Genomic DNA, 26,650 nt, shown 5'->3' with positions numbered 1-26,650 from the left:
CTCGTATGCCGGCTATGAAGGCGAAGTGATGCGTGGCGCCTTCGCCGGGGTGCCGCATGGCCAACTCGAGGCGGCCCGCGCTTTCGGCATGAGCCGTTGGAAGATCTTCAGGCGCATATGGCTTCCGCAGGCCATCCACCGGGCGCTGCCGACGCTGGCGGGCGAAACCGTTCTCCAACTGAAAGCAACACCGCTGGTGGCGACGATAACCATGGTCGACATCTATGCCGTGGCCTCGCGGGTGCGCCAGGATCTCTTCGTCACCTACGAACCCTTGCTGCTTCTGGCGTTGGTCTATATGTCCATCACCGGTGTCCTGGTCTTCGGCTTCCGCCGGCTCGAGGCGCGGATTCCGAACAAGATGGGTTAGGTAAAATGGTGAATGGTGAATGGTGAATAGTCAGTAGTCAGTAGCCCGTAGTGTTACCGGCTAAATCCCACTCACTATTCACCATTCACCCATTCGCTCAGATATCCATGGCAATCACAATGCAACTCAGTCTCGACCAGGCGACAGGGCTGTGCCGGATGGCCGCACTTGGCGCTGGCGCCAACGAAGAGGCGGCGCAGTCGCTGGCTGCCTCGATCGTCGCGGCCGAGGCGGAAGGACTGTCGACCGTCGGGCTGTCGCACTTCATCGATTATCTTGAAGCACTGGAGGCCGGCCGTATCGACGGCAACGCCGATCCGGTGATCACCAGGCCGGCGCTCGCGGTCTATCTCTCCGATGCGCGCGGCGGCTTGGCGCATACCGGTTTCGACCGCACGATCGATGACCTCGCCAAGGCGGCGCGGCTGTTCGGCGTCGCCATCTTTTCGCAGAAGAATGCTTATACGTGCGGCGCGCTCGGCTATTTCACCGGACGGCTGGCCGCGCAGGGATTGGTGTCGTTCGCCGCCACCAACGGCCCGGCCGTGCTTGCCGGCTCGGGCTCGGTCAAGCCGGTCTACTGCACCAACCCGATGTCCTTTGCCGCACCCGCCGCGGACGGGGCGCCGCTGGTCATCGACCAGTCGTCGAGCGCCACCGCCTTCGTCAACATCCGCAAGGCGGCCGAGGACGGCAAGAAGATCCCTGAAGGCTGGGCGCTGGACGCCAGTGGCAATCCAACCACGGACCCGGCAGCCGCCATGAAGGGCGCCATGCTTGCCTTCGGCGGCCAGCGCGGCGCCAACATCGCGCTGATGGTCGAGGTGCTCGCGGCCGGCCTGTCTGGTGCCAACTGGTCGCTCGATGCGCCATGGTTCAGCGGCGGGCCGGACAGTCCGGGGACCGGCCTGTTCGTGCTTGCCGTCGAGCCCAAGCTGCTCGATCCGGACTTCGAAAAGCGGATGAAGGATCAGCTCGACCGGCTGCGGCGGCGCTATGGCGTGCATGTGCCGGGGCGTGCCCGGGCCGAGGCCGCGGAGAAGGCGGCGGCGCGCGGCATAAGCGCGCCGAAAGCCGTGGTGCAGCGCATTTCCGAATTCGCCGCCCGCTATTCGTCCTGAAGAAATTCGTTTGTCCGATGAGCGGCTGAGAACGCCGGCCGATCCGGCAGCGCGAGCCTACTTCCCGCAATGATGATCGTTGATGACGTTCAGCGCATTCGCGTCCGGTCCTACCCTGTTGTAGGAGCAGGGTTCGGCGGCCGTCGTGAACAGGTGGTTGTCATAGTAGCGCGGGCCACCGAACAGAATGTCGATGATGTCGCCGTTGGCGGGAACGTAGCGTTCGGGTTGAGCTTGGTGGTGATGCCGGTTTGCGGCGAATGCCGAGGCACCAATGCTGCAGCCTGTTGAGAAAGCCAGAGCGAAGATCGCAACGCGTTTTGTCGTCATCGGCAATATCCTCCATTCGGAATCAAACCATACATCTAAAATCGCCGACCGAACAAAGGTTCCTGTTCCGAATGGAGTCACCCCAAAGCCGCGCGTCGGCAGGATTTTCTGCCGTTTCGAACGGATCCGGAAAACCATGCTTCAACAATGCCGGGCGACCTATCGTCGCCCTTTGCCTTTGGCGCTAAAACGACTATGAAACGGCTTCAATCAAGCCATCTGGATAGCCCGCCGGAGCCAGCCATGACCGAAATCCTGCAGACCCCAAAGCTCGTCGTCGTTTTCGGCGGCTCCGGCTTTGTCGGTCGTCATGTCGTGCGGGCACTAGCCAAGCGCGGCTACCGTATCCGGGTCGCCTGTCGCCGGCCCGATCTCGCCGGTCATTTGCAACCGCTTGGCAATGTCGGACAGATCCAGCCGGTGCAGGCCAATGTCCGGGTGCGCTGGTCGGTCGACCGCGCCGTGCAAGGCGCCGACCATGTCATCAATCTGGTGGCGATCCCGCATGAAGCCGGCCGGCAGAAATTCACTGCCGTCCATGAGTTCGGCGCGCGCGCTGTCGCCGAAGCGGCGCGGGCCGTCGGCGCCGGCCTCACCCACATCTCGGCTCTGGGTGCGGATCTCCACGCACAATCGGACTATGCGCGTACCAAGGCGCTCGGCGAAAAGGCGGTTCTGGAGACGGTCCAGGACGCCGTGATCTTGCGGCCATCGATCAATTTCGGCCCGGAGGACGGTTTCTTCAACCGGTTTGCCAATATGGCCCGCTTTTCCCCGGTGCTGCCGCTGATCGGCGGCGGGCGGACGAAATTCCAGCCGGTCTATGTCGGCGACGTCGCCGAAGCGGTGGCGCATTCGGTCGACGGCAAGGTCCAGGGCGGCCAGATCTATGAACTCGGCGGGCCGCAAGTGCTTACCTTCAAGGAATGCATGCAAGAGCTGCTCGTCATCATCGAACGCAAGCGGTTCTTGCTGCCTGTGCCATGGTGGCTGGCTAACCTCCAGGCATCAATTCTCGGGCTGCTGCCCAATCCGTTGTTGACCAAGGACCAGGTCCTGCTGTTGCGCCAGCACAATGTCGTGTCGGAAGCCGCCGTCAAGGACAACAGGACGCTCGCCGGCCTCGGTATCCAGCCGCGGTCGATCGGAACCATTCTTCCCAGCTATCTCTGGCGCTACCGCGCCGCCGGCCAGTTCCAACGCAAGTCCGCCGCATAATACCGGCGCGAACGGACGTTCGGTTGCCTACGACGCGCGCCCGGTAACCTGCATCGGCAGCCCGCCTTGTGGCTGCGTCGTCAGCTTCTGCACCGGCCAGGGTCGGGTTTGCGCGGTGGTGTCGAAACGGTAGCGCGACAGCATGATCGCCAACGCGATGATCGCCTCCTGCATGGCGAAGCTGGCGCCGATGCAGACGCGGGGCCCGGCACCGAACGGCAAATATTGGAAACGGTCGATCTTTTCGCGGTTTCCCGGATGGAAGCGTTCCGGCATGAAAGCGTCCGGCCGGTCCCACAATTTCCGATGGCGGTGAACGACCCACGGCATCACCAGCACCGCTGCGCGCCGCGGTATGTAGAGGCCGTTCCAGGTTTCGGGCTCGATAGGTTCGCGGTTGATCGACGGCGCCGGCGGATAGAGCCTGAGCGCCTCGTCGAAGGCGGCGCGGGTGAGCGGCATGGCGTCGAGCCATTTCGTCGGGTCGGGCTCACGCGCCAACACCGCATCGATCTCGTGCTCGATCTTTTCGCGCTCCCACGGCGCTTCGGCAAGGCAGTAGAGCGTCCAGCCGAGCGCCCTGGCTGTAGTCTCGTGGCCGGCGCCGATGAAGGTGATGATGTTGTCCTCGACCTCGGCCCGGGTCAGCCCGCCTGGTCCCTCCGCCCTCAACAGCAGCGTGAGAAAATCCTGCGGCACGGTGTCCGGAGCGCGCCTCAACCGCGCCTCGCGCATCTGCACCGTGTCGGTGACGATCTTGCGGAAGTAGGCCATGGTCTTGCGGCCGCGGATGCGGGTCAGACGCGGCAGCCAGTCGGGCGCACGCAAAAGGTCGAGCGGATCGACCCGGCCCATCGTCTCGAACAGGCGGTCGATCTCCTTGGCGAAGCTGCCGGGCTCGCCCGATATCTCGCCCGAAAACAGCGTCTCGGCCAGGATGTCGAAGGTGAGCAGCGTCATGTCGTGGGCGATATCCGAGGTGCCACCTTGCTCGTAACGGGTGACGAATTCGAGCGTGCGTTTCAGCATCGGCTCCGCGAACCCGAAAATGTGGCGTGGCGTGAACACCGGCGCCATCGCCTTGCGCGAACGCCGCCACACCTCGCCTTCGGCGGTCAGCAGGCCATCGCGCAGAATTGGCCGCAATATCTTCTGACGCACCGTCGCCATCTTGTAGTTCTTGGCGTTATCGACGAGCACATGGCGGATGAGGCCGGGATCGTTGGCGATGACCAGCGGCCCACCGACGCCAGTCACCGAAATCCAGGGCTCGTTGTAGGTCGGCTCGCCCCACAGTTCGAGCGGATTGCGATAGACGATGCGGATCATCTCCAGCGTCGAGGGCGGCGCGGTGCGCGGCTTCGGCGCTGGCGGGACAAAGGGGACGGGCTGACTGTCCATGGCTTGCTCCGCTAACACCTCAATGTAGTGGCGGGCAAGGCAGGCGTCCATGTGACCGGACGACAAGGCGATGCATCCGCTCCCTGGAATGTGACCCGGGCACCGGAAAGTGCCTGCTTGCTGTGTCCGGCTGCGTGTCTTAGGTGGCAGCACCACGAATGTCAGAACCGGCGGGAGCCTGCCTTGAAGCACCAGTTGAACGTCATCATCGGCAGCACGCGGCCGGGCCGCGCCGGACCCGTTTTCGCAAAGTGGCTGGAGAGCTTTGCGCGCGAACACGGCAAATTCGAGCCGTTGCTCACCGATATCGCCGCCTTCAACCTGCCAGTGTTGGACGAACCGCATCATCCGAGACTCGGCAAATACGAAAACAGCCACACGAAAGCCTGGTCGAAAGCAATCGACGCCGCCGACGCATTCGTCTTCGTAGCGCCGGAATACAATTATTTCGCCGCCCCCGCGATCGTCAACGCGGTCGACTACCTGCTCAGGGAATGGCGATACAAGCCGGCCGCCATCCTCAGCTACGGCGGTGTCTCCGGCGGCTTACGAGCGGCGCAGGCGGTCAAACCGTTGCTGACCGCCGTCGGCGTCATGCCGATTCCGGAAGGCGTGGCGCTGCCGATGTACCAGAAGCTGCTCGACGAAACCGGCGCCTTCCTGCCCAGCGAGCAGGTGCTCGGCGGGGCCAGGACCATGCTGGACGAGCTGTTCCGCTGGAGCGAAGCGCTGAGGCCGATGCGGGTCGGCTGACAACGCGAACGGCCCGGCTTGCCGATGCCGTAACTTGCTCATGCCATAAAGAGATGGAATGCTCCGGCAAATGACCGGGCCGGGGCGGTTCGATTTGCGTTTTCTGTTTGCCTTGCTGCTGATCCTCTCGACGGCCTCCGCTGCCATGGCGGAGCGGCGCGTTGCGCTGGTCATCGCCGAGAACGACTACCGGCTGATCCGGCCGCTCGCCAATCCCGTCAATGACGGCGAGGTCATGGAAACGGCGCTGAGGAAGCTCGGTTTCGAGGTCTTCCTCGAAACCAACCGCGACCTGCGGCGCATGCGCCGGGCGCTCGATGATTTCCGCGAGGATGCCAAAGGCGCCGACGTGACACTGGTGTTCTTCTCCGGCCACGGCGTCGAGATCGCCGGCGAGAATCGGCTTCTGCCGGTCGATGCAGACGCGTCGTCGCTCGCTACGCTGGAAAGGACCAGCCTGCCGCTGGAGGTGATCCGCGCGGCCGTCGCCGCCACCAGCAAGGTCGGGCTGATCGTGCTCGATGCCTGCCGCAGCGATCCGTTTGCGGCTACGGGCGGCGAAGGCCGCGGCGCAACGGCGCTGGTAAAAGAGGTCAGCGACAAGGTGCGGCCGGGTCTTGGCCGCATCGGGCGGGCAGAAAACATTCTGTTTGCCTTCTCGGCGGCGCCCGGCGAGACCGCAGCGGATGGGACCGGCCAGAATTCGCCGTTCACCGCGGCGCTGACGAAATATCTCGGCACCGAAGGGCTCGAGATCCGCTCCGTGCTGACGCTCGTGCAACAGGAGGTCTACGATCTCTCGCGCGGCAAGCAATTGCCCTATGTCGAGAGCGGCCTGCCGCAGCTGTTCTTTGCCGCCTCGGCCAAGGAGAAATTGCCGGAACGCGAACGCCTGTTGCTCGCCATGGCCGAGGTGACGCCCGAGATGCGCGGCGAAGTGGAGAAGATCGCCAGCGACGCCGACATGCCGCTGGCACCGCTCTATGGCGCGTTGATCAGTTCCAATTCCGGCCACCTCTCCGCGGACAGTCTGAACGCCAGGCTGCGTGAGGCAGCCGACGCCTTCGTCAAGGTGCGGAGCGAAATGCAGACGCTTGGATCCGACGATCTCAGAGTGTCGGCTTTGCGCCGGCAGGCCGAAGAGCAGCTTTCGCTGGGGGCGTTCGATGCGGCGCGCAAAAAGCTCGCCGAGGCAGCCGAGATCGACAATGTCTCGCGCAACGCGCTGAAGGCCAATTTCGTCAGCCGCACGCTCTCCGAAGCCGCGACGCGCTATTTGTCCGGCGGGGCGGCGCGCGCCGACCTCGACTACCCCACAGCCATCAAGGATTATGAATCCGTGCTCGCGCTTTATGGCGAAGCCGGGCAGGTGGTGCTGTCGCTCGACGACGCTGACCGCTTGATCCGCACGCTGGACGAGCTCGGCAAGCTCTATACCACGGTCGGCAATATCGATGCGGCCGGCCACGCCTTCGAGGCGCTGCAAGCCGATCTCGAGCGGCGGTCGCATCATGAAACCGATCCCAACGTGAAGCGCGACTTCGCCGTCAGCCACGTCAAGCTCGGCAACGTGCGGATGGCGCAAGGCAATCTGCCGACAGCTCTGCAAAACTATGAGACGGCCAAGACCATTCTGCAGGGCCTGACCGAGGCAGAACCGGACAATCTGGAGTGGTTCGGCGACCTCGCGATGACCGACGACAAGATCGGCAACGTATTGGCGACGCAAGGCGATCTGGCCGGCGCCGCAGAGGTCTACCAGGAAAGCCTGTCGATCAAGAAACAGCTCGCCGCCGGAGAGCCCGACCGTGCCGAACTGCAGCGCGACCTGACCATCACCTACGATGAGATCGGTCACCTTGCCCATGTCGCAGGCCAACTGGACAACGCACAGGCCGCCTATGAAGAGAGCCTGAAGGTGCGGCTGGCGCTGGCCGCGGACAGACCGGGAGACGCCGACCGGCAGCGTGATGTCTCGGTCAGTCACGATACGATAGGCGACCTGCTGCGCGAACGCGGCGACGCAGCAGGCGCGCTGGCCGCCTACAAGGAAGGCTTGGCGATCGTCAAGCAACTGGCGAAACGCGACCCGGACGACACCGAACTGAAACGCGACCTGTCGGTCGGCAACGCCAAGATCGGCAACGCGCTGAGCGACCAGCAGAATTGGCCGGCGGCACTTTCGGCTTATCGTGAGGCACTTTCGCAGGCCAGCGCGCTCGCCGCCGGCGACCCGAACAACACCGAATGGCAGCGCGACCTGTCCGTGTGCATCGAGAAAGTCGCCGGCGTCCTGGCGATACAGGGCGACCACAAAGGCGCGCTGAAAGCCTATCTCGACAGTTATGCGATTGCGCAGCGGCTGGCCAAGCTCGATCCCGCCAATTCCGACTGGCAGCGGGACTTATCGATAACGCTGTCCGAAGTCGCCACGCTGCGCCTAAGGCAGCGCGACGTCAGGGGAGCCCGGCAAGCCCTTCAGGACAGCCTGGCCATTCGCGAGAAACTTGCCCGGTCCGATCCGGACAACGCCACGTGGCAGCGCGACCTGGTCGTCGCCTATATCGACTACGCGCAAGTCGCAAAGGATCCGAAAGCCGTGCTTTCCAAGGCGCTAGACATGACGCTCGAGCTCGACCGGACCGGTCGGCTGGCGCCGCGATACAAGTTCATGGTCAAGTTCCTGCGGGAGCGGCTGGCCAGGATCGAAGCCAAGCGCCGGTAGCCGGCCGACGCGACGGTCATTCCGTTCGGAAATGCCTGCAAACCTTGGAAAAACCGCCTTTTGCGCCTATATCTACGACATTAGAAATGCGCGATTCGAAGCCGATTTTTCGCGCTCTGCACACGGCATCAATCAGACAGGTTTTCATGAGCGAACAGACCGACATCGCCAACGGCGTTGAAGCCGAATACGGCGCCGATTCCATCAAGGTTTTGAAGGGCTTGGATGCCGTCCGCAAGCGGCCGGGCATGTACATCGGCGACACCGACGACGGCTCGGGCCTGCACCACATGGTGTATGAGGTGGTCGACAACGCCATCGACGAAGCACTGGCCGGCCATGCCGACTTGGTAACGGTGACGCTCAACCCGGACGGATCGGTGACGGTCATCGACAATGGCCGCGGCATTCCGACCGATATCCACACCGGCGAAGGCATTTCGGCGGCCGAAGTGATCATGACGCAGCTGCATGCCGGCGGCAAGTTCGATCAGAACTCCTACAAGGTGTCGGGCGGCCTGCACGGCGTTGGCGTGTCGGTCGTCAACGCGCTGTCGGCCTGGCTGAAACTGAAAATCCGCCGCAACGGCCAGATCTACGAGATGAGCTTCACGCATGGCGATGCGGACGCGCCGCTGCGGGTCACCGGCACCTACGAACAACACAAGGTCTCCGGCACCTATGAAGGGCGCAGCGGGAGCGAAATCACGTTTTTGCCGTCGTCCGAAACCTTCACCATGGTCGAGTTCGACTACGGCACGCTGGAGCACCGGCTGCGCGAGCTCGCCTTTCTGAACTCCGGCGTGCGCATCGTTTTGACCGATGCCCGCCATGCCGACATCGTGCGCCATGAACTGCACTATGATGGCGGGCTGGAAGAGTTCGCCAGATATCTCGACCGGACGAAGAAGCCGCTGCTCGACAAGCCGATCGCGATCCGCGCCGAGCGCGATGGGATCACCGTCGAAGTCGCTATGTGGTGGAACGACAGTTACCACGAGAACGTGCTGGCCTTCACCAACAACATCCCGCAACGTGACGGCGGCACGCATCTGGCCGGCTTCCGCGGTGCGCTGACGCGGCAGATAACCGGCTATGGCGATTCCTCAGGCCTGACCAAGAAGGAAAAGGTGGCGCTGATCGGCGACGATTGCCGCGAAGGGCTGACGGCAGTGCTATCGGTCAAGGTTCCCGACCCGAAATTCTCCTCGCAGACCAAGGACAAGCTGGTGTCGTCCGAGGTTCGCCCGGTGGTCGAAGGGCTCGTCAACGAAGCGCTCGGCACCTGGCTCGAGGAGCACCCGACCGAGGGCAAGGCGGTCATCGAGAAGGTTATCCAGGCCGCTGCCGCGCGCGAAGCCGCGCGCAAGGCACGCGACATCACCCGCAAGAGTTCGCTCGGCGTCACCTCGCTGCCCGGCAAACTGGCCGATTGCCAGGAGCGCGATCCGGCGAAATCCGAAATCTTCATCGTCGAGGGTGACAGCGCCGGCGGCTCGGCCAAGGGCGGCCGTTCGCGCCAGAACCAGGCCATTCTTCCGCTGCGCGGCAAGATCCTTAATGTCGAGCGCGCCCGCTTCGACCGCATGCTCGGCTCCGACATGATCGGCACGCTGATCACCGCGCTCGGCACCTCGATCGGCAAGGACGAGTTCAATGCCGACAAGCTGCGCTACCACAAGATCATCCTGATGACCGACGCCGACGTCGACGGCGCCCACATCCGCACCTTGCTGCTGACCTTCTTCTTTCGGCAGATGCCGGAACTGATCGAACGCGGTCATCTCTACATCGCGCAGCCGCCGCTCTATAAGGTGACGCGAGGGAAGAGCTCGCAATATATCAAGGACGAAGCCGCCTTCGAGGAATTCCTGATCGGCTCGGGGCTGGAAGAGGCGTCGCTTGCGCTCAGCACGGGCGAGGTGCGGGCCGGGCAGGACCTGCGCAGCGCCATCGACGACGCCCTAGCTGTCCGCCAGCTCATCAACGGATTGCACACGCGCTATAACAGAGGCGTGGTCGAGCAGGCAGCGATTGCCGGCGCGCTCAACCCGGAGATCTTCACCGATCTCGGCCGCGCCAACGAGATGGCCGAGCGTGTTGCCCGCCGTCTCGACATTATCGCCGAGGATACCGAGCGTGGCTGGACAGGCCGCATGTCGACCTCGAACGAGGGCATCGGCGGCTACGTCTTCGAGCGTACGGTGCGCAGCGTCAAGGAATTCGCGCATCTCGATCTGGCGCTGATCAATTCCGCCGACGCACGCCAGCTCGACCGCTATGCGCCGCGCCTAGCAGAAATCTACGGCGAGCCGCCAGTGCTGCGCCGCAAGGACGTCTCCGAAACCATTTCGGGGCCGCTCGCACTGCTCAACGCCGTTTTTGCCACCGGCCGCAAGGGCCTGACCATGCAGCGCTACAAGGGCCTTGGTGAGATGAACGCCGAGCAGCTCTGGGAAACGACGCTCGACCCGAATGTGCGCTCGCTCTTACAGGTCAAGGTCAATGACGCGACTGATGCGGACTCATTGTTTTCACGGCTGATGGGCGACGAGGTCGAGCCAAGGCGCGAATTTATCCAGGAAAATGCGCTGTCGGTCGCCAATCTGGACATCTGAGCCGCGATCCAGATACCCAGCCGCCAGGCATGAAGTGCATTGGTGCGCCTCGGCGCACCAATGCCGACTGCTGCAAGCAACAAAGATCACCAGGACCGCCGGAACGGAAAGGCTTTCAAGGCATTGTAGTCGATCACAATCGCCGCAGGAGGCATCCATGGGACGTGGCATTTTGCTCTGGCTTCTCGGAGTCCCGATTCCGATCATTATTCTGATTATGCTGTTTGCAAGGTAGGGGGGCTTCCATGCCGTCCACCCTAACGACTGTCGACGTTTCCGCACCGACGGAATCCGCTTCCCCCGCCGTCAGCTGGGGACCAATCGTCGCCGGCGCCTTTGCTGCGTCGACGCTTACCTTCACTTTGATGCTGCTCGGCTCCGGGCTTGGGCTGAGCATGGTGTCGCCATGGTCCGGCTCGGGTGCGTCAGTCACCACTTTCGCCGTTTCCACCGCCGTCTGGCTGATCGTCGTGCAGTGGCTGTCGTCGGCCCTGGGCGGCTACCTCGCCGGACGCCTGCGCACCAAATGGGTCGGCATCCACACCGATGAAGTCTTCTTCCGCGATACCGCTCACGGCTTCCTGGCCTGGGCGCTGGCGACGCTGCTCGTCGCCGGCGTGCTCGGCACGGCACTTTCGGCCGCGATAGGTACCGGTGTCCAGGCCGCTTCGACTGTGGCATCCGGCGCGGCAATGGGCGCTTCGGCAGGTGCTGCTGCAAACGCTGGTAGCGCCTCGACTAACGACGCCACATCGTATTTCGTCGATACGCTGTTCCGCCCGGCCGATCTGGCAAGGCTCGCTGCCGCCAATCCGGAGAGCGACGCTGCGGCAACGGCGCAGGCATCGCGCATTCTGATCGCGAGTGCCGCAGCAGGCGAAATATCGGCCGACGACAAGACCTATCTGTCGCGGCTGGTGGCCGCCCGCACAGGCCTGTCCGAAGCGGATGCCACCGCTCGCGTCGATGCGGTAATCGCCAGAGCGCAGGACGCCAAGGTCAAGGCCCAGCAGGCGGCCGACACCGCCAGAAAGGCAGGCGCCACCTTCTCGCTGATTGGCGCGCTGTCGCTGGTCGTCGGGGCCTTCATTGCCAGCGCGGCTGCAGCACTTGGCGGCAGGCAGCGCGACGACGAGGAAGCGATTTTCCTGACCAATCGTTGATCGGTGACTAAGCGAACTCGGTCCGCTTCGGGAAGATTACGCCCGAAGGGGACCTTGCTTTGAACTGCCGCCGCGGCATTGTCGTGCGCTGCTCGCCGCCTACAGCTCAGCTTCCAGCTGGCGGCCAAGATCGACCGCATCGCGCAGCACGGCAAGGTGCGAGCGCGGCTGTGCGCCAGCCGGCGCGTTGACCTCGACGCCGCTCGCCGCCAGCGACCAGTAGAGCCTGTGCGTGAAGACGCGGCCGCGCGAGCCGCGCAGCTCGACCTGAACGTTTTCCACGCCGGGACCGAAGTTCTCCGTCATCCGCCCTGAAATCGGGTCGCCGGTCAGCCAGCCATTGCCCCTGTCGAAAATATTGGTCCAGCGCGTCGCGGCAAACACCGCGCCATGATGCACGGCCCGCTGCGGCTTGCCGGAATGGCTGCGCCCTTCCTGGTAGAGCATGGTCCCGCCCGCCGCCCTGTCGGCGATCGGCGGGCATGCCGAAAACAGGCGCTCGGCGATGCCGCGCCTGAATTCGGCGAGGTTGTAGGTCACCAGAAACTCGCTGTGGGTCAGCGGACTGCCGAGCGTGACGAAATCGCTGATCTTCCACGGCAGCGGATGATCGACGTCGCCGACGCGAAGCTGCCGGTAGAGCTCCCATTGGTTGCGCCGGAATGCGGGGAGGTCGTCGAGGCTGTCGGGCCAAGCGGAGGCATCGGCGGCCAGCGTCGCCTTATCGACGGCGTGGATCGCCTTCAGCCGCGCTCTGTCGCGAATGGCTTCCAGCTTTCGAGGCCTGAAATCGGCCCACAATATCTGCAGCAGATCATAGGCGATGATCGACCCCAGGCTGTGCGAGACCAGCACGACGCGGTCATAGGCGTCGTCGATCATGAGGCGCTTCAGCAGCTTGAGGCCACGCTCGCGGACCAGCGCCCGCTTCTCGACCGTTGCCGCTTCGGCCCGGACATAGGCGGCGACATCGCCGAAATAAGGCAAGCCAAACTGGTCCACCGACCAGATGACGAACGACGCCAGAACCGTGACAAGCACGCCGGTCGTCCAGGAGATGTAGCCTTGCCAGGTCGACGTTGCGAGCGCCAGCGCCGCGCCGAGGACGACGATGGTGGCCAAAAGCGTGACGACATAGAGTTTGCGCACATCGTGCGGAATATCGGCGGGCTTGCGCCAGAGCAGGGTCGTCACCCAGGCCGCAAGGCGGCTCCGGGTCGTGCCCTGGGTGATGTCGGCCCAGTAAAGCTCGTAGAAATCGGTGCGGCGGCCATCGACATCATAGGGCGTGGTGATCCGGCGAAGCTCGTGCGAATTGGTCCGGCTGTCGGGCGTGATCCAGCTCTGGTTGATTTTCGCACCCATCGGGTCGGCCGGATCGGCGACATGGGCATAGAACGGAGCACGGGCCGGATCGTGGCTCCATACGGCCTGGACAAATCCCCTCAACGTGTCCATGGGCCGCTGTTCGCCCATTCCGTGCACGACCACCACCGCCTGGCTGCGCTTGCGTGGCGCCTTCTCTGCTGCGGTCAGATCGGCGGCCGGCGATGCAGCAGGACCAGGGTCGGGCACCAGCACCTCCACGATGACGCCGTTAGCAACACGACGGGGTCGGCATCGTAGCTTCAGAACCGGCAGCAGCCAAGAAAAAGCCCGGCGCGGAGCCGGGCTGTATTCGACGATCGGCAGTGAGTTGGCAACGACGCCGTTTCAGTGATCCATCGCCTTGACGATCTCCTCGGTCATCTTCTTGGCGTCTCCGAGCAGCATCATGGTGCCGTCCTTGTAGAACAGCGTGTTGTCGATGCCGGCATAGCCGGAGCCGAGCGAGCGCTTGACGAACAGGCAGGTGCGGGCCTTGTCGACGTCGAGGATCGGCATGCCGTAGATCGGTGAGGACTTGTCGTCACGAGCAGACGGGTTGGTGACGTCGTTGGCGCCGATGACATAGGCGACGTCGGCCTGCGCGAACTCAGAGTTGATGTCCTCCAGCTCGAACACTTCGTCATACGGCACGTTGGCTTCGGCCAAGAGCACGTTCATGTGGCCGGGCATACGGCCGGCGACGGGGTGGATGGCGTATTTGACGTCGACGCCGTTGGCCTTGAGCTTGTCGGCCATCTCGCGCAGCGCGTGCTGTGCCTGGGCGACGGCCATGCCGTAGCCCGGCACGATGATGACCTTTTGCGCATTCATCATCAGATAGGCGGCATCCTCGGCCGAGCCCTGCTTGACCGTTCGCTCGATGCCGTCGTTGGCAACAGCTGATGTCTCACCGCCGAAGCCGCCGAGGATGACCGAGATGAACGATCGGTTCATGCCCTTACACATGATGTAGGACAGGATGGCACCCGACGAGCCGACCAGTGCGCCGGTGATGATCAGCGCCAGATTGCCGAGCGTGAAACCGAGTGCGGCGGCGGCCCAGCCCGAATAGGAATTCAGCATCGACACGACGACCGGCATGTCGGCGCCGCCGATCGGGATGATGAGAAGGACGCCAAGCACCAGCGAGGCGGCAACGATCAGCCAGAAGACCAGTTTGGATTCAGTGGTGACGAGCAGCACGATCAGCACGATCAGCGCAATGCCCAGGGCTGCGTTGATGAAGTGACGGCCGCCGATCATGATCGGCTTGCCCGACATGCGGCCGTCGAGCTTCAAGAAGGCGATGACCGAGCCGGTGAAGGTGATCGCACCTATGGCAACGCCGAGGCTCATCTCGATCAGTGCCTGGGCATGAATATCGGCGACGGTGCCGATGCCGAAGCTTTCCGGCGCATAGATGGCGGCGGCCGCCACCATGACCGCGGCAAGACCGACCAGCGAGTGGAAGGCGGCGACCAGCTGCGGCATCGAGGTCATGGCAATGCGCCGTGCCGTGACCGCACCGACCGAGCCGCCGATCAGCAGCCCAACCACGATCAGCGCGAAGCGCCCGGCCGAAGGGGTCGCGAGCGCCAGCGTCGTGGCGATGGCAATGCCCATGCCGATCATGCCGTACATGTTGCCCTGGCGGCTGGTGGTCGGATGCGACAGGCCGCGCAATGCCAGGATGAACAGGATGCCGGAGACCAAATAGAGGAAGGAGGCGAAGTTGGCGTTCATAGCGGCCTACTTTTCCTTCTTCTTGTACATAGCCAGCATGCGCTGGGTGACGAGGAAGCCGCCGAAGATGTTGACCGATACCAGCATCAGCGCAACAAAGCCGAAACCGGTGGCAAGCCCTGAGGCCGAGATGCCGACGGCCAGCAACGCGCCGACGACGATGACGGAGGAAATGGCGTTGGTGACCGCCATCAGCGGCGTGTGCAGCGCCGGCGTCACCGACCAGACGACGTAGTAGCCGACGAAGATCGCCAGCACGAAGATGGCGAAGCGGAAGACGAAGGGATCGATGGCGCCACCAGACAGCGCGTGCGCGGCGTCGCCGGCCGCGTCAGTGCCGGGAGCGACGGCAAGGTTCTGCACGGCGAGCCGCACGGCAGCTGTGGCCTGGTCGAGCTGGTCGAGGGCTTTCTGCAGGGTCTGATCCATCACGCGATCCCTCCGGTGGTCTTGGGCTTCCTCGAAGCGGCCGGCCTCTTCGCAGCCGGCTTCGCCGAAGCCTCGGCAACCATCGTCTTGGCCGGAATGGCCGGCGGTTCGACATGTTGGCCCTTTGGCGGCTCCTGCTCAGCCCTGACGAAGGCGGGATGCACGACCTTGCGGCCATCGGTCAGCATCGTCGCCTTGACCAGTTCGTCGTCGTGGTTGATGGCAAGCGTCTTCGCCGCCTTGTCGACCAGCGTCTCGAGGAAGGCATAGAGGTTCCGGGCATAGAGAAGCGAAGCGGAGGCGGCGACGCGACCGGGAACGTTGAGATGGCCGACGATCTTTACCCCGTTGGCCGTGGTCACCACCTTGCCGGCTTCGGCGCCCTCGACATTGCCGCCGCGCTCGACCGCAAGGTCGACGATCACCGAGCCCGGCTTCATCGAGGCGACCATCGCCGCCGAAACCAGCTTCGGCGCCGGACGGCCGGGGATCAGCGCCGTGGTGATGACGATATCCTGCTTGGCGATGTGCTCGGCGGTCAACGCCGCCTGCTTGGCCTGGTACTCCTTCGACATTTCCTTGGCGTAGCCGCCGGCCGTCTCGGCCGCCTTGAACTCCTCGTCCTCGACGGCCAGGAATTTTGCGCCGAGCGAGGCGACCTGCTCCTTCGCGGCGGGACGTACGTCGGTGGCGGTGACCACGGCGCCGAGGCGGCGCGCGGTGGCGATGGCCTGCAGACCGGCGACCCCGACGCCCATGACGAACGCCTTCGCAGCCGGTACGGTGCCCGCCGCCGTCATCATCATCGGCAACGCCCGGTCATATTCGGCAGCCGCATCGATCACCGCCTGATAGCCGGCGAGGTTGGCCTGGCTGGATAGAACGTCCATCGACTGGGCGCGGGTGATGCGCGGCATGAACTCCATGGAGAAGGCAGTAACACCGGCCCTGGCAAGGGCTGCGACGGCAGCATCGTTGCCGTAGGGATCCATGATCGCGATGACAGCGGCGCCGGACTTGTAGCCCTTCAGCTCGGCGTCCGTGGGGCGGCGCACCTTCAGCACCACATCAGCCCTGGCTGCATCGCCGGCCTTGCCGATCGTGGCACCGACCCTGGCGAACTCCTCGTCGGGAATGCGCGACGCCGTGCCGGCGCCGGTTTCGACAATCACGTCGAAACCCAGTGCCGCCAGCCGCTTCACCGTGTCGGGCGAGGCCGCGACACGCGGCTCGTTCGCGTCGAGCTCACGAGGGATGAAAACCGTCTGTCCCACCGCATGATCCTTTCGGCCGGAACCCGCTACCGCAAGACGCCGACCGACCCCGGGCGGTGCCTTCGACAAAGGTTGGAGGAGTTATCGGAGAATAAAGGCGCCGACGGCCAGGATCAGAACGAACAGTATAGTTCCTGAGAAGAAGCCTCCCGCAAAAAAGCCGAAAGCCATTGCCAGAAGCACAGCGAGGCAAAAGAGCGATCCGTATTTCGCGAGCCTGAGGAAGCCTGCATAGGTCCGATCATGCTCGGCATAGTCCATCTTCGCGCCCAGTTCGACAGGACCGGTCGGCGTGTGTTCAGCCATAGGAATACCCCTTCGAAGACATCTTTCAGGCACATAGCGAAAAGCCGCGTTAAGGGCAATGGCGGTAATGCCGCATCGCCGCAGCCAACAATCTCAAGCAAAACTTGAAATCGCTGCGCGGAGCGCGGCGATACCAATCCCAATGGATGGCAGGTCCGCCATTGCCGATGTCGTTAGCCGGCGAGATGCGGGAACAGCCCGAGCAGGCCGACAACGATCAGATAAAGGGCGACGATATAATTGAGCAGCCGCGGCATCACCAGGATCAGCACGCCTGCAATCAGCGAGATAAGCGGGGTAAGGGCGAGCGTGGAAATGGTCATATCGGTTCCTTTGATCGGATCGCAGTCGAAGCGATGCGTGGCGGATGTCGGCCATGCCAACCTACCACCAGCACCCTTGCCCAGAACGCCGAAGCGACCGGAAGGCTCCATGAGCTCGTTCAGGCGGCTTCGCGAAAATACTTGGCGGTGGGCAGGATGGTCAGCGGGGCGAGTTCGCCGGCACCGGGCGTATCGAACAACATGCGCTGCTCCATCGGCGTCGAGCGGAAGAACGGAAAGCGGGCGTAGGTTTCGTTCTTGATCGCCAGGACATCGGCTTGATAAAGCAGCGCGAAACAGTTGATCACGCCGGCATAGGGCCGCGCATCGCCGATCGGTCGCGCCCGATAGATGCGCTTGTAGAAAGCCGCATGGTCCTCGCGGATCATGGATATGCAATAAGGGGCGCCGAAATGGAAGCAAGCCATGCCGGCAAGGCGCAGCGTCACATAAGGGATCTGCGGGTAAAGCCGTGACCATTCGGCGTCCACGGCAAAACGGCTCGGGTCGATAAAGACTTCGCCAGCCGCCAGACGCGGCATCAACAAGTCCTTGTAGACGCTGAGCGCTGGTGATGTCGCGTTATCAGCAGACACGTTATGCAGGCGCATTGTGCTGACCAGCCGCCCATCGATGTAGATTCCGAACGTATGGCAATTGGGCAGTTCGTCAAACTCGTCATGGACCTGACGGGACGCATTCTCGGGCACCAGATCGTTCATCCGATAGGAATTGTAGCGCAGCCTGTAAATGCTTTCGAAGTCCTCGCCGCTTTCACAGCGTCGGTACTCCGTCCGGTCAAGCAGCGCATAAACATGTTGCGCGAAGCTGGACATGGTCTCGGACGCATCTTTCCCACCAGCGCCCGCCGCATGGCCGAGCGAACTCAACTGGGCACACATGAACTCTATTCCCCGCGATTACCGCCACCAGCCGACACTACGGACGGGTCATGAGATGTAAAGATGAAAATAAGTAGGAGGTCGTTTACCGCTCGTTAAGGTTAACAATTAATAAAATTATACTAAAATACGCGGTTTTTCAGCGCAAGTCAGCGCCGCGGCGCCTTCCTTGCGGTCTGGATGTCCTTGGCGAAGGGCCAGACGGTGCTCGACATCGTCTCGATGCCGGACGCGCTGAGTGCCGACCCGAACAGAAAGCCCTGGACCAGGTCCGGCTTGACCTGCAATGCTAGGATCTTGAGCTGTTCGAAGGTCTCGACACCTTCGACGGTAACCGAAAGTCCCAGCGGTCGCGATAGGTTGACGATGCCCTTGAGCAATTCGAGCGACCGGCTGTTCTGGGTGACGTCGATCAGGAACGAGCGATCGATCTTGATCTTGTCGAGCGGCAGTTTGTGGAGATAGCTCAGGCTCGAATAGCCGGTACCGAAATCGTCTAGTGCAATACGCACGCCGAGCCGCTTCAATTCCTCGATATATTGGCGTGTCAGCGACTTGTCGTCGAGCAGCGCCGTCTCGGTGACTTCGATCTCGAGGCGGCCGGCCGGCAGACCGGAACCGGCAAGCGCCTCGCGAACCTTCTGGATAACGTCGCGGTTACGAAAATCCTTGGCCGAGAGATTGACCGATACGCTGGTCTGGGATGGCCATTTGGCGCATTCGGTGCACGCCGCATGCAGGACGAAAGTGCTGATGTCGGAAATGATGCCCATTTCCTCCGCCAGAGGAATGAAGATACCGGGGGAGATCGGCCCGAGATCGGGATGATCCCAGCGGCACAGCGCCTCGCAACTGGCGATACGCATCGTGCTCATCGCCACGATCGGCTGATAGACCACCCGTAATTCCTTGTTTTCCACGGCGCTGCGCAAATCCGCCTTCATCAGCTGACGGCTGCGAAAGGCAGCATCCATGGAGGCCTCGAACAGCCGCCAACCGTTCTTGCCAAGCTCCTTGGCCTTGTAGAGTGCAAGGTCGGCCTTGACGATCATGGCGTCAACGTCGGTATCCTTGACCCGCGACAGCACCGCGCCGCCGCTGGCCTGGATGCGTAATCCGTGGCCGGCGACATCGACCTCGCCCTGTAGATTGACAAAGATCTCATCAACCTGGCCGTTCAGGTGGCTTTCATCCTCGACACGCTCGAAGAAGATCATGAACTCGTCGCCGCCGAAGCGGCTGACGGTGATGCCTGGCCCAGCGACTGCCGCCAGCCGCTCGGCAACGGCGTAGATCAATCCGTCGCCGACCGGATGGCCGAGCGTGTCGTTGACGCTCTTGAAATCATCGAGATCGAGCACCACCAGCCCGCAGAGACGGTCGGGATCCCCCGAGGCCATGGCATCCACCACCAACTCGTGGAAGTAGGCGCGGTTGGGCAGGCCGGTGAGATTGTCGTAACGCGCCATGAAGCGGATCTTGTCTTCCGCCTCGACCCGGGCGGTCACATCTTCGAAAGTGACGACGCCCAGTTCCTGGCTGCCTTCCCGGGCAGAAAATTCATAGTGCTGGCCGTTGGCGAGCGAGACCAGGACCTTGCGGTCGCGGCCCTCGCGCAACGCACGCGTCAGCTGGGCTTCGATGTAACGGCAATCCTTCGGCGCCAGCATGCCGCCTGCAGCGCCGCGCATCAGCAGACCGTGGATCGAGCGGCCTAGCAGCGCATCGGGCGATTTGAGCGACATCAGGTGCGCGGCTTCGGCATTGGCCACCGCCACCCGGCCGTCGGGACCAAGCATGACAAGGCCATGCGACATGGTGTTGAGCGCGCGGTTGAAACGCTGCGCGATGCGGTTCGCCTTCTTTTCCTCCGACAGGGCGGTAAACAGAACCTCGCGGACGATGTCGGCGAACCGCTTGATCGCAAACAGAAAGGGGGCCGACATCAGACCGAGGATGATGTGGTAGATATCGCCGCGCAGGATAAAGCCAAGCGATATGGGCCATGTGGTGGTTATGATAAAAATCATAACCATGCGCGGCGACCCATAATTGCGGCCGGCAATCGACGTGACCGATGCCAACGTGACGCAGACAGAGGCTATTTCGGCATAGTTGTCGTGGCTGTCATTTGCCAGATAGATACTGACGAAACAGAATGCGCCAAGCATGAAACCATGCATCGAACCGAAAATTATGTAATCGTTTTCACGATTGTGCGCTTCCTCCCATGTCGTGGGGGAAGGAAGTCGCCCGTATTTCCGGATGTTGCGAAGGCGCAGAGTACCGACAATGATGAGCCCAGCGGCAACTAGAAGATACGCCAAGTCCATGGTCTTCCAATAGACCAGAATGACGAGGAGTGTCTGCGCAACAAGGCCGATCGACAGCGTGAACCCGTCGCGAAACAGCGTTTCCACGAACGGAATGTAAACGTCGACCGGAATCTCGTTTTTTCGTCTCAGATTCACGCCTGGATCCCAACCCTGGGGAACCCAGCAGTGTCACATTGGCCTTAAGAAAGGTTTAGAGCGGCGGTTCGAGCCCCGCCGGGGTCCATCGCTGACGTTGCGGAAACAGGGAAACTACAGGTTCAGGTAAACAAGGAGTATCACAACGCTGAATTATTCGGCGGCTTGAAGCTGCGGCCGCAGCGGCGCCGTCGAAAGGCGGTCGAGCAGACGCTGGCGTTCGCCGGCGGCTTTTTCGGCACTGGCCTGCTTGACGTGGCCATAGCCGCGGACAAGCGCCGGCACCGAGAGGAGCGCGGCGGCGGCCTCGATCTTGCCCGGTGCCAGCGCGCCGGCGACGAGATCCAGATCCGCCTCATACAAGGTTAGAAGCTGCCGCTCCATACGCCTCTCGGCGCTGTAGCCGAACAGGTCGATAGCGGTACCGCGCAGCCCCTTCATCGCCGCCAGCAGGCGGAACCCGTTCATCATCCACGGACCAAAGCTCGATTTCTTCGGCTTGCCGTCACTGCCGCGCCTGCCCATGATCGGCGGTGCGAGATGGAATTCGAGCTTGTCGTAGCTCTGGAACTGCTTTGCGAGCTCTGCGGCAAAGGAGCCGTCCGTATAAAGCCGCGCCACCTCGTATTCGTCCTTGATCGCCATCAGCTTGAACAGGTTCTTTGCGGCAGCCTCGGTCACCACGGTCGAACCGGGCACAGCATTGGTTTCCGCCTTGCGCAGCGTCGCCAGTCTGTCGGCATAGCGCTTGCCATAGGCGGCGTTCTGATAGGCGGTCAGGAAGGCGACGCGGCGAGCAATCATATCGTCCAGCGTCTCGGCGGTGGCGGCATGCTGCGTGGCCTTGCCCGGCTGGGCGAGAAGGCTGCGGACGAAATCCGGCTGGTGGGCGGCGCGGCGGCCCCAGCGAAATGCCGCGACATTCATCGCTACCGCCTCGCCGTTGAGCTCGATCGCCTTCTCGACCGCCTCCGCCGACAGCGGCAAGCCGCCGTGCTGGAAGGCGAAGCCGAGCATGAACATGTTGGCGCCAAGCGAGCTGCCGAACAGCGCGGTGGCGGTGCGGGTGGCGTCGAAGAAATGAGCCCTGTCGTCGCCCGCGGCAGTTCTTATCGCTTTCTTCAGCCGCTCGACGGGCAGCGTGAAATCGGCCGAACGGGCGAACTCGCCCGGCATGATCTCGGCGGTGTTGGCGAGGAAGATGGTATGGCCTTCGCGCACCGCGGCTAGCACCTTCTTGGCACCCGAAACGACGAGATCGCAGCCGAGCACGAGGTCGGCCTTGCCGGCCGATACGCGAATGGCGTGGATGTCGTCCGGCGTGCGGGCAATGCGGACATGGGTGAACACGGAGCCGCCCTTCTGGGCGAGGCCGGCCATGTCGATCATGCCGCAGCCCTTGCCTTCCAGGTGCGCGGCCATGCCGAGCACTGCACCTATGGTGACGACGCCGGTGCCGCCGACACCGTCTATGATCGCCGCCCAGCCTTGTTCACCGAGCGTAAATTGCGCCGGCGCCGGCACCCCCGCGAGCGGGTCGGCCGCGCCGGCTATGCCTTCAGCTTTCCTGATTTTGGCGCCGTGGACAGTGACGAAGGAGGGGCAGAAACCGTTGACGCAAGAGAAGTCCTTGTTGCAGCTCGACTGGTCGATCTTGCGCTTGCGGCCGAATTCGGTCTCGACCGGCTGGATCGAGACGCAATTCGACTGCACGCCGCAATCGCCGCAGCCTTCGCAGACCAGTTCGTTGATGAAGATGCGCTTGTCGGGATCGGGGAAGGTGCCGCGCTTGCGGCGGCGACGCTTCTCGGCGGCACAGGTCTGGTCGTAGAGCAGCACCGAGACGCCCTTGACCGAACGCAACTCGCGCTGGACGAGATCGAGATCGTCGCGGTGGTGGATGGTGGCGCCGGCCGGAAATTCCACCTTGCCGGTATATTTGTCCGGCTCGTCGGTGACGATGGCGATGCGCTCGACGCCCTCGGCGCACACCTGCCTGGCGATCATGTCCACCGTCAGGCCGCCCTCGTGCGGCTGCCCGCCCGTCATCGCAACGGCGTCATTGTAAAGGATCTTGTAGGTGATGTTGGCGTCGGTCGACAGCGCGAAGCGGATCGCCAGCACACCCGAGTGGTTGTAGGTGCCATCGCCCAGATTCTGGAAGATGTGCTCGCGCTTCGAGAACGGCGCCTGGCCGACCCACTGCGCGCCCTCGCCGCCCATGGCGGTGAAGCCGACGGTGTTGCGGTCCATCCACAGCGCCATGAAATGACAGCCGATTCCGGCGGCGGCGAGCGAGCCGTCCGGCACCTTGGTCGAGGAATTGTGTGGGCAGCCGGAGCAGAAGAAGGGCGTGCGCGAGGCGATGTCTGACGTGTCGGCCAGCATCGCCTGGAACTGGCGCAACTTCGCCACCCGCGCAGCGATTTCTTCCGACGGGCCGATCGTTCGCAAGATCCTCTCGCCGAGCGCGATGGCAATATCGTTGGGGTCGAGCGCGCCTTTGGCCGGGAACAGCCAGTCGCCGCGTTCGTCTCGCTTGCCGACGATGACCGGCTGCGTCGCGGTGCCGTAAAGGTTCTCGCGCAGTTGCAGCTCGATCAGCGAGCGTTTCTCCTCGACGACGACGATGGTGTCGAGGCCGCGAGCAAAGTCGGCGATGTGCTGCAGGTCGAGCGGCCACGGACAGCCGACCTTGAACAGCCTGATACCGATACGATTGGCGGCCGCTTCATCGATGCCGATGTCTTCCAGTGCCTGGCGAACGTCGAGATAACTTTTGCCGATGGTGACGATGCCAAGCTTCGGGCTGCTGCCGCCCGAATAGACGATCCGGTTCAGCCCATTGGCGTGGATGAAGCCCGAAGCCGCGGCGCGCTTGTATTCATGCAACCGCTCTTCCTGACCGAGCATGTCGATCTCATTACGGATGTTGAGGCCGCCGGGCGGCATGTCGAAGTCCGGGATGACGATATCTAGCCGGTCGAGCGCGGCATCGACCGAGGCCGTCGATTCGATGTTGTCCTTGACGCATTTGATCGCCGCCCAGGTGCCGGCAAAGCGGGACATGGCAAAGCCGTAGAGGCCGTAGTCGATTATCTCCTGGACGCCGGCCGGATTGAGGATCGGCACCATGGTGTCGACGAACAGAAACTCGGTGGCATGCGCGTTGGTTGAGGATTCGGCCATGTGGTCGTCACCCATCAGGGCTAACACGCCGCCATGTTTCGACGAACCGGCGAGATTGGCGTGGCGGAACACGTCGCCGGAGCGGTCGACGCCCGGACCCTTGCCGTACCAGACCGAAAAAACGCCGTCATGGGTGCCCTCGCCCAGCAATTCGGCCTGCTGCGAGCCCCAGCAGGCGGTGGCGGCGAGCTCCTCGTTGAGACCGGGCTGGAAGACGATGTCCGACTGAGCGAGCTGGTTCCTGGCCTTCCACAGCTGCATGTCGAGGCCGCCGAGCGGCGAGCCGCGATAACCGGAGACGAAACCGGCGGTGTTCAGGCCAGCCCGGCGGTCGCGCTCGCGCTGCATCAGAAGCATGCGGATGACTGCCTGGGCACCCGACAGGAAGATGCGCTCCTTTGCCAGGTCGAACTTGTCGTCGAGCGCGACATTGTGCAGCGTCATCAGGCATTTCCTGTGCGGAGGCCGCGCCTGGAGGTGCGCGGCCAACGTCGGAGTCGAGTGCCCACAGTCTTTCTTCCCTTGCCGGGGAGGTCAAACAAAATCGAAGGTGCCAGGCGGTCCGCAACAAACGATCCGTGCGCGGCCGTGTGGCGCCACGAAACGCCTGTCGGGCAGGATGGCCGAGCACGAAAATTCCGGCGGCGGTCGGTGCCGCTGGTGTCGCATCATGCAGCCTTTGGGCAACTGGGCTTCGGTTCGCCGGGCAGCTTGCCGTCGACATGGCCGGCCAAGTCCTTGTTGAGCTCGTAGACTGGCCCGACCACCAGAGGCCGGTCGGGCAAGACCGACTGGTCGAGCGAGGACGTCAGAGTGGTCTCGAAACTCTGCAGCAACTTGCCGCTGGAATCCTCGATGCGGATCGACACCGCATAGGGCTTGTCCTTGACGACACAAGTGAGTGGCGGACTGGTGAGCGTCACATGCGGCAGCTTCGGCCATATTTTCTGGGTGACGATGATCGGATCACCACCGGCCGGGTTCTGGAAGGAGACCACAGCGACCTGCCCCTCACCCACCGGCCGCAGCGGATTGAGGGTGATGACATAGGTGGCGATACCCAGCCGGTAATTGAACTCGAACAGCTTCCCGGAAATGGCGAACAGCTGGTCCTTGCCGGAATCACGGCAGGCGCCGAGCGCGGCCGCCGCGAACAACGCCGCGACGACAATCATCGCGCGCGAGAATCTTTTAGACATTGGTGACCTCCCTGGCCGCGGTCCGGCGGCGATAGTATCGGTTTGCCTTCTGTCGGTTGCCGCACACCGCCATGTCGCACCAGAGGCGGCTGGAATTGCGGCTTTTATCGACAAACAGCCAGCTGCAGTTGGGACATATCCGCAGCTTGGCGATTGTGTCGCCGCGCAGCAGCGACAGCGCCGAGACCGCGAGCGCCGCCTCGAAGGCAATCGGCGTCGCCGGATCACCGAACGGTTTTCCAGGCGTGCCGATTTCGGTGCGGCTATGGGCGAGGCCATCGGCGCAGGCTTCCAGGAATTTTGGCATATCGCCGGTCGCGATCGCATCTTTCGACACCGCGCCGCGAAACAGCCGATCGGTCGTCTCGCGAATCGACAGCACCACCGGTGCGATTTTTTCAGGCGCCGGCGCAACGAGCCGCCTGCCGCCGAGCTCGGCGGCGCGAAAGCCGCTCGCCGCTTCTGCAAAGCGGGCGATCTCGGCCGGATCGTCGAAACGGTCGAAGGTTTTCTCCGGATCGTTCCGCAAAACGACGGTGTTCGCCGTGTCGAGCGCAAGCATGCCACCGGTGAAGCGGTGCGGAGTCCAGGATACTGTCATACGGCGAAATCTAACCGATAAATCGCGTTTGACAAGTTAGATTCCGGGTGCAACGCTCCTCACTGAGGCGATCGCCGTATTGAGAATGTCGTTCGTCCCAAACCTCTGCCCCGATTGCGGGGCATGCATCGAGGGTCTTGCATGCTCTATTTCTTCCAGCAGGTTCTGAACGGGCTGCATTCGGGCGCGCTCTATGCATTGCTTGCCTTCGGCTACGTGCTGACCAACGGCATCCTGCACCGCACCAATCTTGCCTATGGCGCGCTGTTCGCCTTTTGCGGGCATACGATGATCCTCACCGCGGCGTTCGGCTATCAGGCCCTGTGGCTGACGCTGTTTGCATCGGTCGCGCTCGGCGTAGCGGCGGCATTCCTTTATGCGGCGCTGCTCAGCCATGTCCTGTCGCGAAGCATCTTCGAACCGCTGGCCGACCGCTCGCCTAACGCCATCGTGGTGACGACGCTCGGCATATTGCTGGTCTTGTCGGAAGCCAGCCGCATCGCCGCCGATACCCATGACCTATGGTTGCCGCCAATGCTGGCCCAGACCATCGTCTTCGCGCAGAATGCCAGCTTCAAGGCGACGTTGACGCTGATCCAATTGCTCGATTGCGCCGCCGTGCTGGCGGCTATTGCGCTGGCTGCGTGGGGGTTCACACATTCCAGCTTCGGCCGAAGCTGGCGTGCCGTATCCGACGATCCAAAGGCCGCTGCGATGTGCGGTGTCGATGTCCGCGTGGTGTTTCGGCGTGCGGTGCTTTTCGGCGGCCTTTGCGCGGCACTGGCTGGCGTGCTCGCCGCCTTCTACTACGGAAACATCAGCTTCGGCACAGGGTTGGTCTACGGGTTGAAGATCCTGTTCGTGACCGCAGTGGGCGGCTATCTCTCGCCGCTGCGGGCGGCACTGGGCGCAGCCGCCTTCGGCATGGCCGAATCGCTATGGGCCGGCTATTTTCCGCTCGAATGGCGGGACGGCTGGATGTACCTGTTCCTCGTCGCCATGCTTGTGCTGATCGGCGCCGGCCGCGACCAACAGAAGATCGCCTGAGCCGCACCCGACTTTGCTTGGGTGAAAGCGCCGCATGTCCCTGGACATGCCAAGGACGCAGCAGCATTTTTGCCGGCCGTCACCTCACAACTGTGTTTA

The 26,650-nt window shown here is 63.1% G+C and carries 21 protein-coding genes; 8 read left to right on the top strand and 13 right to left on the bottom strand.

Annotated elements, in window-relative coordinates; genetic code table 11:
• A partial coding sequence (locus NKI95_RS13875) for an ABC transporter permease subunit (protein WP_352717354.1) occupies positions 1 to 370 on the top strand: 370 nt, incomplete at its 5' end.
• A gap of 119 nt (positions 371 to 489) precedes the next feature.
• Positions 490 to 1,491 (top strand): Ldh family oxidoreductase, encoded by a 1,002-nt coding sequence (locus NKI95_RS13870; RefSeq protein ID WP_352547920.1) that lies wholly within the window; start codon positions 490 to 492, stop codon positions 1,489 to 1,491.
• 57 nt (positions 1,492 to 1,548) lie between these two features.
• On the opposite strand, the gene NKI95_RS13865 is transcribed toward NKI95_RS13870, so the two are convergent.
• Positions 1,549 to 1,959: a hypothetical protein gene (locus tag NKI95_RS13865; protein ID WP_352717353.1), complete on the bottom strand. Its 411-nt coding sequence runs from the start codon at positions 1,957 to 1,959 to the stop codon at positions 1,549 to 1,551.
• Between the two features lie 105 nt (positions 1,960 to 2,064).
• Between NKI95_RS13865 and NKI95_RS13860 the strand changes: the two genes are divergently transcribed.
• A complete protein-coding gene (locus NKI95_RS13860; protein ID WP_352717351.1) occupies positions 2,065 to 3,039 on the top strand; it encodes a complex I NDUFA9 subunit family protein in 975 nt (324 codons plus the stop codon).
• 27 nt (positions 3,040 to 3,066) lie between these two features.
• Here NKI95_RS13860 and NKI95_RS13855 read toward each other — a convergent pair whose 3' ends face one another.
• Positions 3,067 to 4,440 carry a cytochrome P450 gene (locus tag NKI95_RS13855; protein WP_352717350.1) on the bottom strand — a complete coding sequence of 458 codons (1,374 nt, stop codon included), beginning with the start codon at positions 4,438 to 4,440 and terminating at the stop codon, positions 3,067 to 3,069.
• A gap of 183 nt (positions 4,441 to 4,623) precedes the next feature.
• On the opposite strand from NKI95_RS13855, the gene NKI95_RS13850 reads away from it, so the two are divergent.
• The 4 genes from NKI95_RS13850 to NKI95_RS13835 all read left to right on the top strand — a co-directional run bounded on the left by NKI95_RS13850 (position 4,624) and on the right by NKI95_RS13835 (position 11,699).
• Entirely contained in the window at positions 4,624 to 5,193 is a 570-nt protein-coding gene (locus NKI95_RS13850; RefSeq protein WP_352717349.1) for an NADPH-dependent FMN reductase, read from the top strand.
• A 58-nt stretch (positions 5,194 to 5,251) separates the two neighbouring features.
• On the top strand, positions 5,252 to 7,918 hold the full coding sequence (locus tag NKI95_RS13845; RefSeq protein ID WP_352717347.1) for a caspase family protein: 2,667 nt from the start codon (positions 5,252 to 5,254) through the stop codon (positions 7,916 to 7,918).
• Between the two features lie 146 nt (positions 7,919 to 8,064).
• The gene (gene gyrB / locus NKI95_RS13840; protein ID WP_352717345.1) at positions 8,065 to 10,536 is read left to right on the top strand and encodes a DNA topoisomerase (ATP-hydrolyzing) subunit B; all 2,472 of its coding nucleotides are present in this window, start codon (positions 8,065 to 8,067) and stop codon (positions 10,534 to 10,536) included.
• A 245-nt stretch (positions 10,537 to 10,781) separates the two neighbouring features.
• Positions 10,782 to 11,699 (top strand): hypothetical protein, encoded by a 918-nt coding sequence (locus NKI95_RS13835; RefSeq protein ID WP_352717343.1) that lies wholly within the window; start codon positions 10,782 to 10,784, stop codon positions 11,697 to 11,699.
• A gap of 99 nt (positions 11,700 to 11,798) precedes the next feature.
• Here NKI95_RS13835 and NKI95_RS13830 read toward each other — a convergent pair whose 3' ends face one another.
• The 11 genes from NKI95_RS13830 to NKI95_RS13780 form a co-directional block, all read right to left on the bottom strand.
• Positions 11,799 to 13,274 (bottom strand): hypothetical protein, encoded by a 1,476-nt coding sequence (locus NKI95_RS13830; protein WP_352717342.1) that lies wholly within the window; start codon positions 13,272 to 13,274, stop codon positions 11,799 to 11,801.
• 138 nt (positions 13,275 to 13,412) lie between these two features.
• Positions 13,413 to 14,810: an NAD(P)(+) transhydrogenase (Re/Si-specific) subunit beta gene (locus NKI95_RS13825; RefSeq protein ID WP_352717340.1), complete on the bottom strand. Its 1,398-nt coding sequence runs from the start codon at positions 14,808 to 14,810 to the stop codon at positions 13,413 to 13,415.
• Positions 14,811 to 14,816: 6 nt separating this feature from the next.
• Positions 14,817 to 15,239, bottom strand: coding sequence for an NAD(P) transhydrogenase subunit alpha part 2 (locus tag NKI95_RS13820; RefSeq protein WP_502909154.1), 423 nt, complete (start codon positions 15,237 to 15,239; stop codon positions 14,817 to 14,819).
• Positions 15,239 to 16,513, bottom strand: a complete 1,275-nt coding sequence (locus NKI95_RS13815) for a Re/Si-specific NAD(P)(+) transhydrogenase subunit alpha (protein ID WP_352717338.1) — start codon at positions 16,511 to 16,513, stop codon at positions 15,239 to 15,241. The genes NKI95_RS13820 and NKI95_RS13815 overlap by 1 nt, the downstream gene beginning before the upstream one ends.
• An 81-nt stretch (positions 16,514 to 16,594) precedes the next feature.
• Positions 16,595 to 16,819, bottom strand: a complete 225-nt coding sequence (locus tag NKI95_RS13810) for an aa3-type cytochrome c oxidase subunit IV (protein WP_292658309.1) — start codon at positions 16,817 to 16,819, stop codon at positions 16,595 to 16,597.
• A 173-nt stretch (positions 16,820 to 16,992) separates the two neighbouring features.
• Entirely contained in the window at positions 16,993 to 17,142 is a 150-nt protein-coding gene (locus NKI95_RS13805; RefSeq protein WP_013528205.1) for a DUF3096 domain-containing protein, read from the bottom strand.
• Between the two features lie 119 nt (positions 17,143 to 17,261).
• On the bottom strand, positions 17,262 to 18,032 hold the full coding sequence (locus NKI95_RS13800; protein ID WP_502908300.1) for an N-acyl amino acid synthase FeeM domain-containing protein: 771 nt from the start codon (positions 18,030 to 18,032) through the stop codon (positions 17,262 to 17,264).
• 161 nt (positions 18,033 to 18,193) lie between these two features.
• Complete coding sequence (locus NKI95_RS13795; RefSeq protein ID WP_352717336.1) at positions 18,194 to 20,515, bottom strand: putative bifunctional diguanylate cyclase/phosphodiesterase; 2,322 nt, start codon at positions 20,513 to 20,515, stop codon at positions 18,194 to 18,196.
• A gap of 153 nt (positions 20,516 to 20,668) precedes the next feature.
• Entirely contained in the window at positions 20,669 to 24,148 is a 3,480-nt protein-coding gene (locus NKI95_RS13790) for an indolepyruvate ferredoxin oxidoreductase family protein (protein ID WP_352717334.1), read from the bottom strand.
• A gap of 224 nt (positions 24,149 to 24,372) precedes the next feature.
• Positions 24,373 to 24,903: a hypothetical protein gene (locus NKI95_RS13785; protein ID WP_352717333.1), complete on the bottom strand. Its 531-nt coding sequence runs from the start codon at positions 24,901 to 24,903 to the stop codon at positions 24,373 to 24,375.
• On the bottom strand, positions 24,896 to 25,504 hold the full coding sequence (locus NKI95_RS13780; protein ID WP_352717332.1) for a CGNR zinc finger domain-containing protein: 609 nt from the start codon (positions 25,502 to 25,504) through the stop codon (positions 24,896 to 24,898). Before NKI95_RS13780 ends, NKI95_RS13785 begins: the two co-directional genes overlap by 8 nt.
• A gap of 141 nt (positions 25,505 to 25,645) precedes the next feature.
• Between NKI95_RS13780 and NKI95_RS13775 the strand changes: the two genes are divergently transcribed.
• Entirely contained in the window at positions 25,646 to 26,551 is a 906-nt protein-coding gene (locus NKI95_RS13775; RefSeq protein ID WP_352717331.1) for a branched-chain amino acid ABC transporter permease, read from the top strand.
• Positions 26,552 to 26,650: the final 99 nt, after the last annotated feature.

Origin of the sequence: Mesorhizobium sp. M0306, from assembly GCF_040321655.1 — a bacterium.
GTDB lineage: Bacteria > Pseudomonadota > Alphaproteobacteria > Rhizobiales > Rhizobiaceae > Mesorhizobium.
This window is presented reverse-complemented; position numbering and strand designations above follow the sequence as displayed.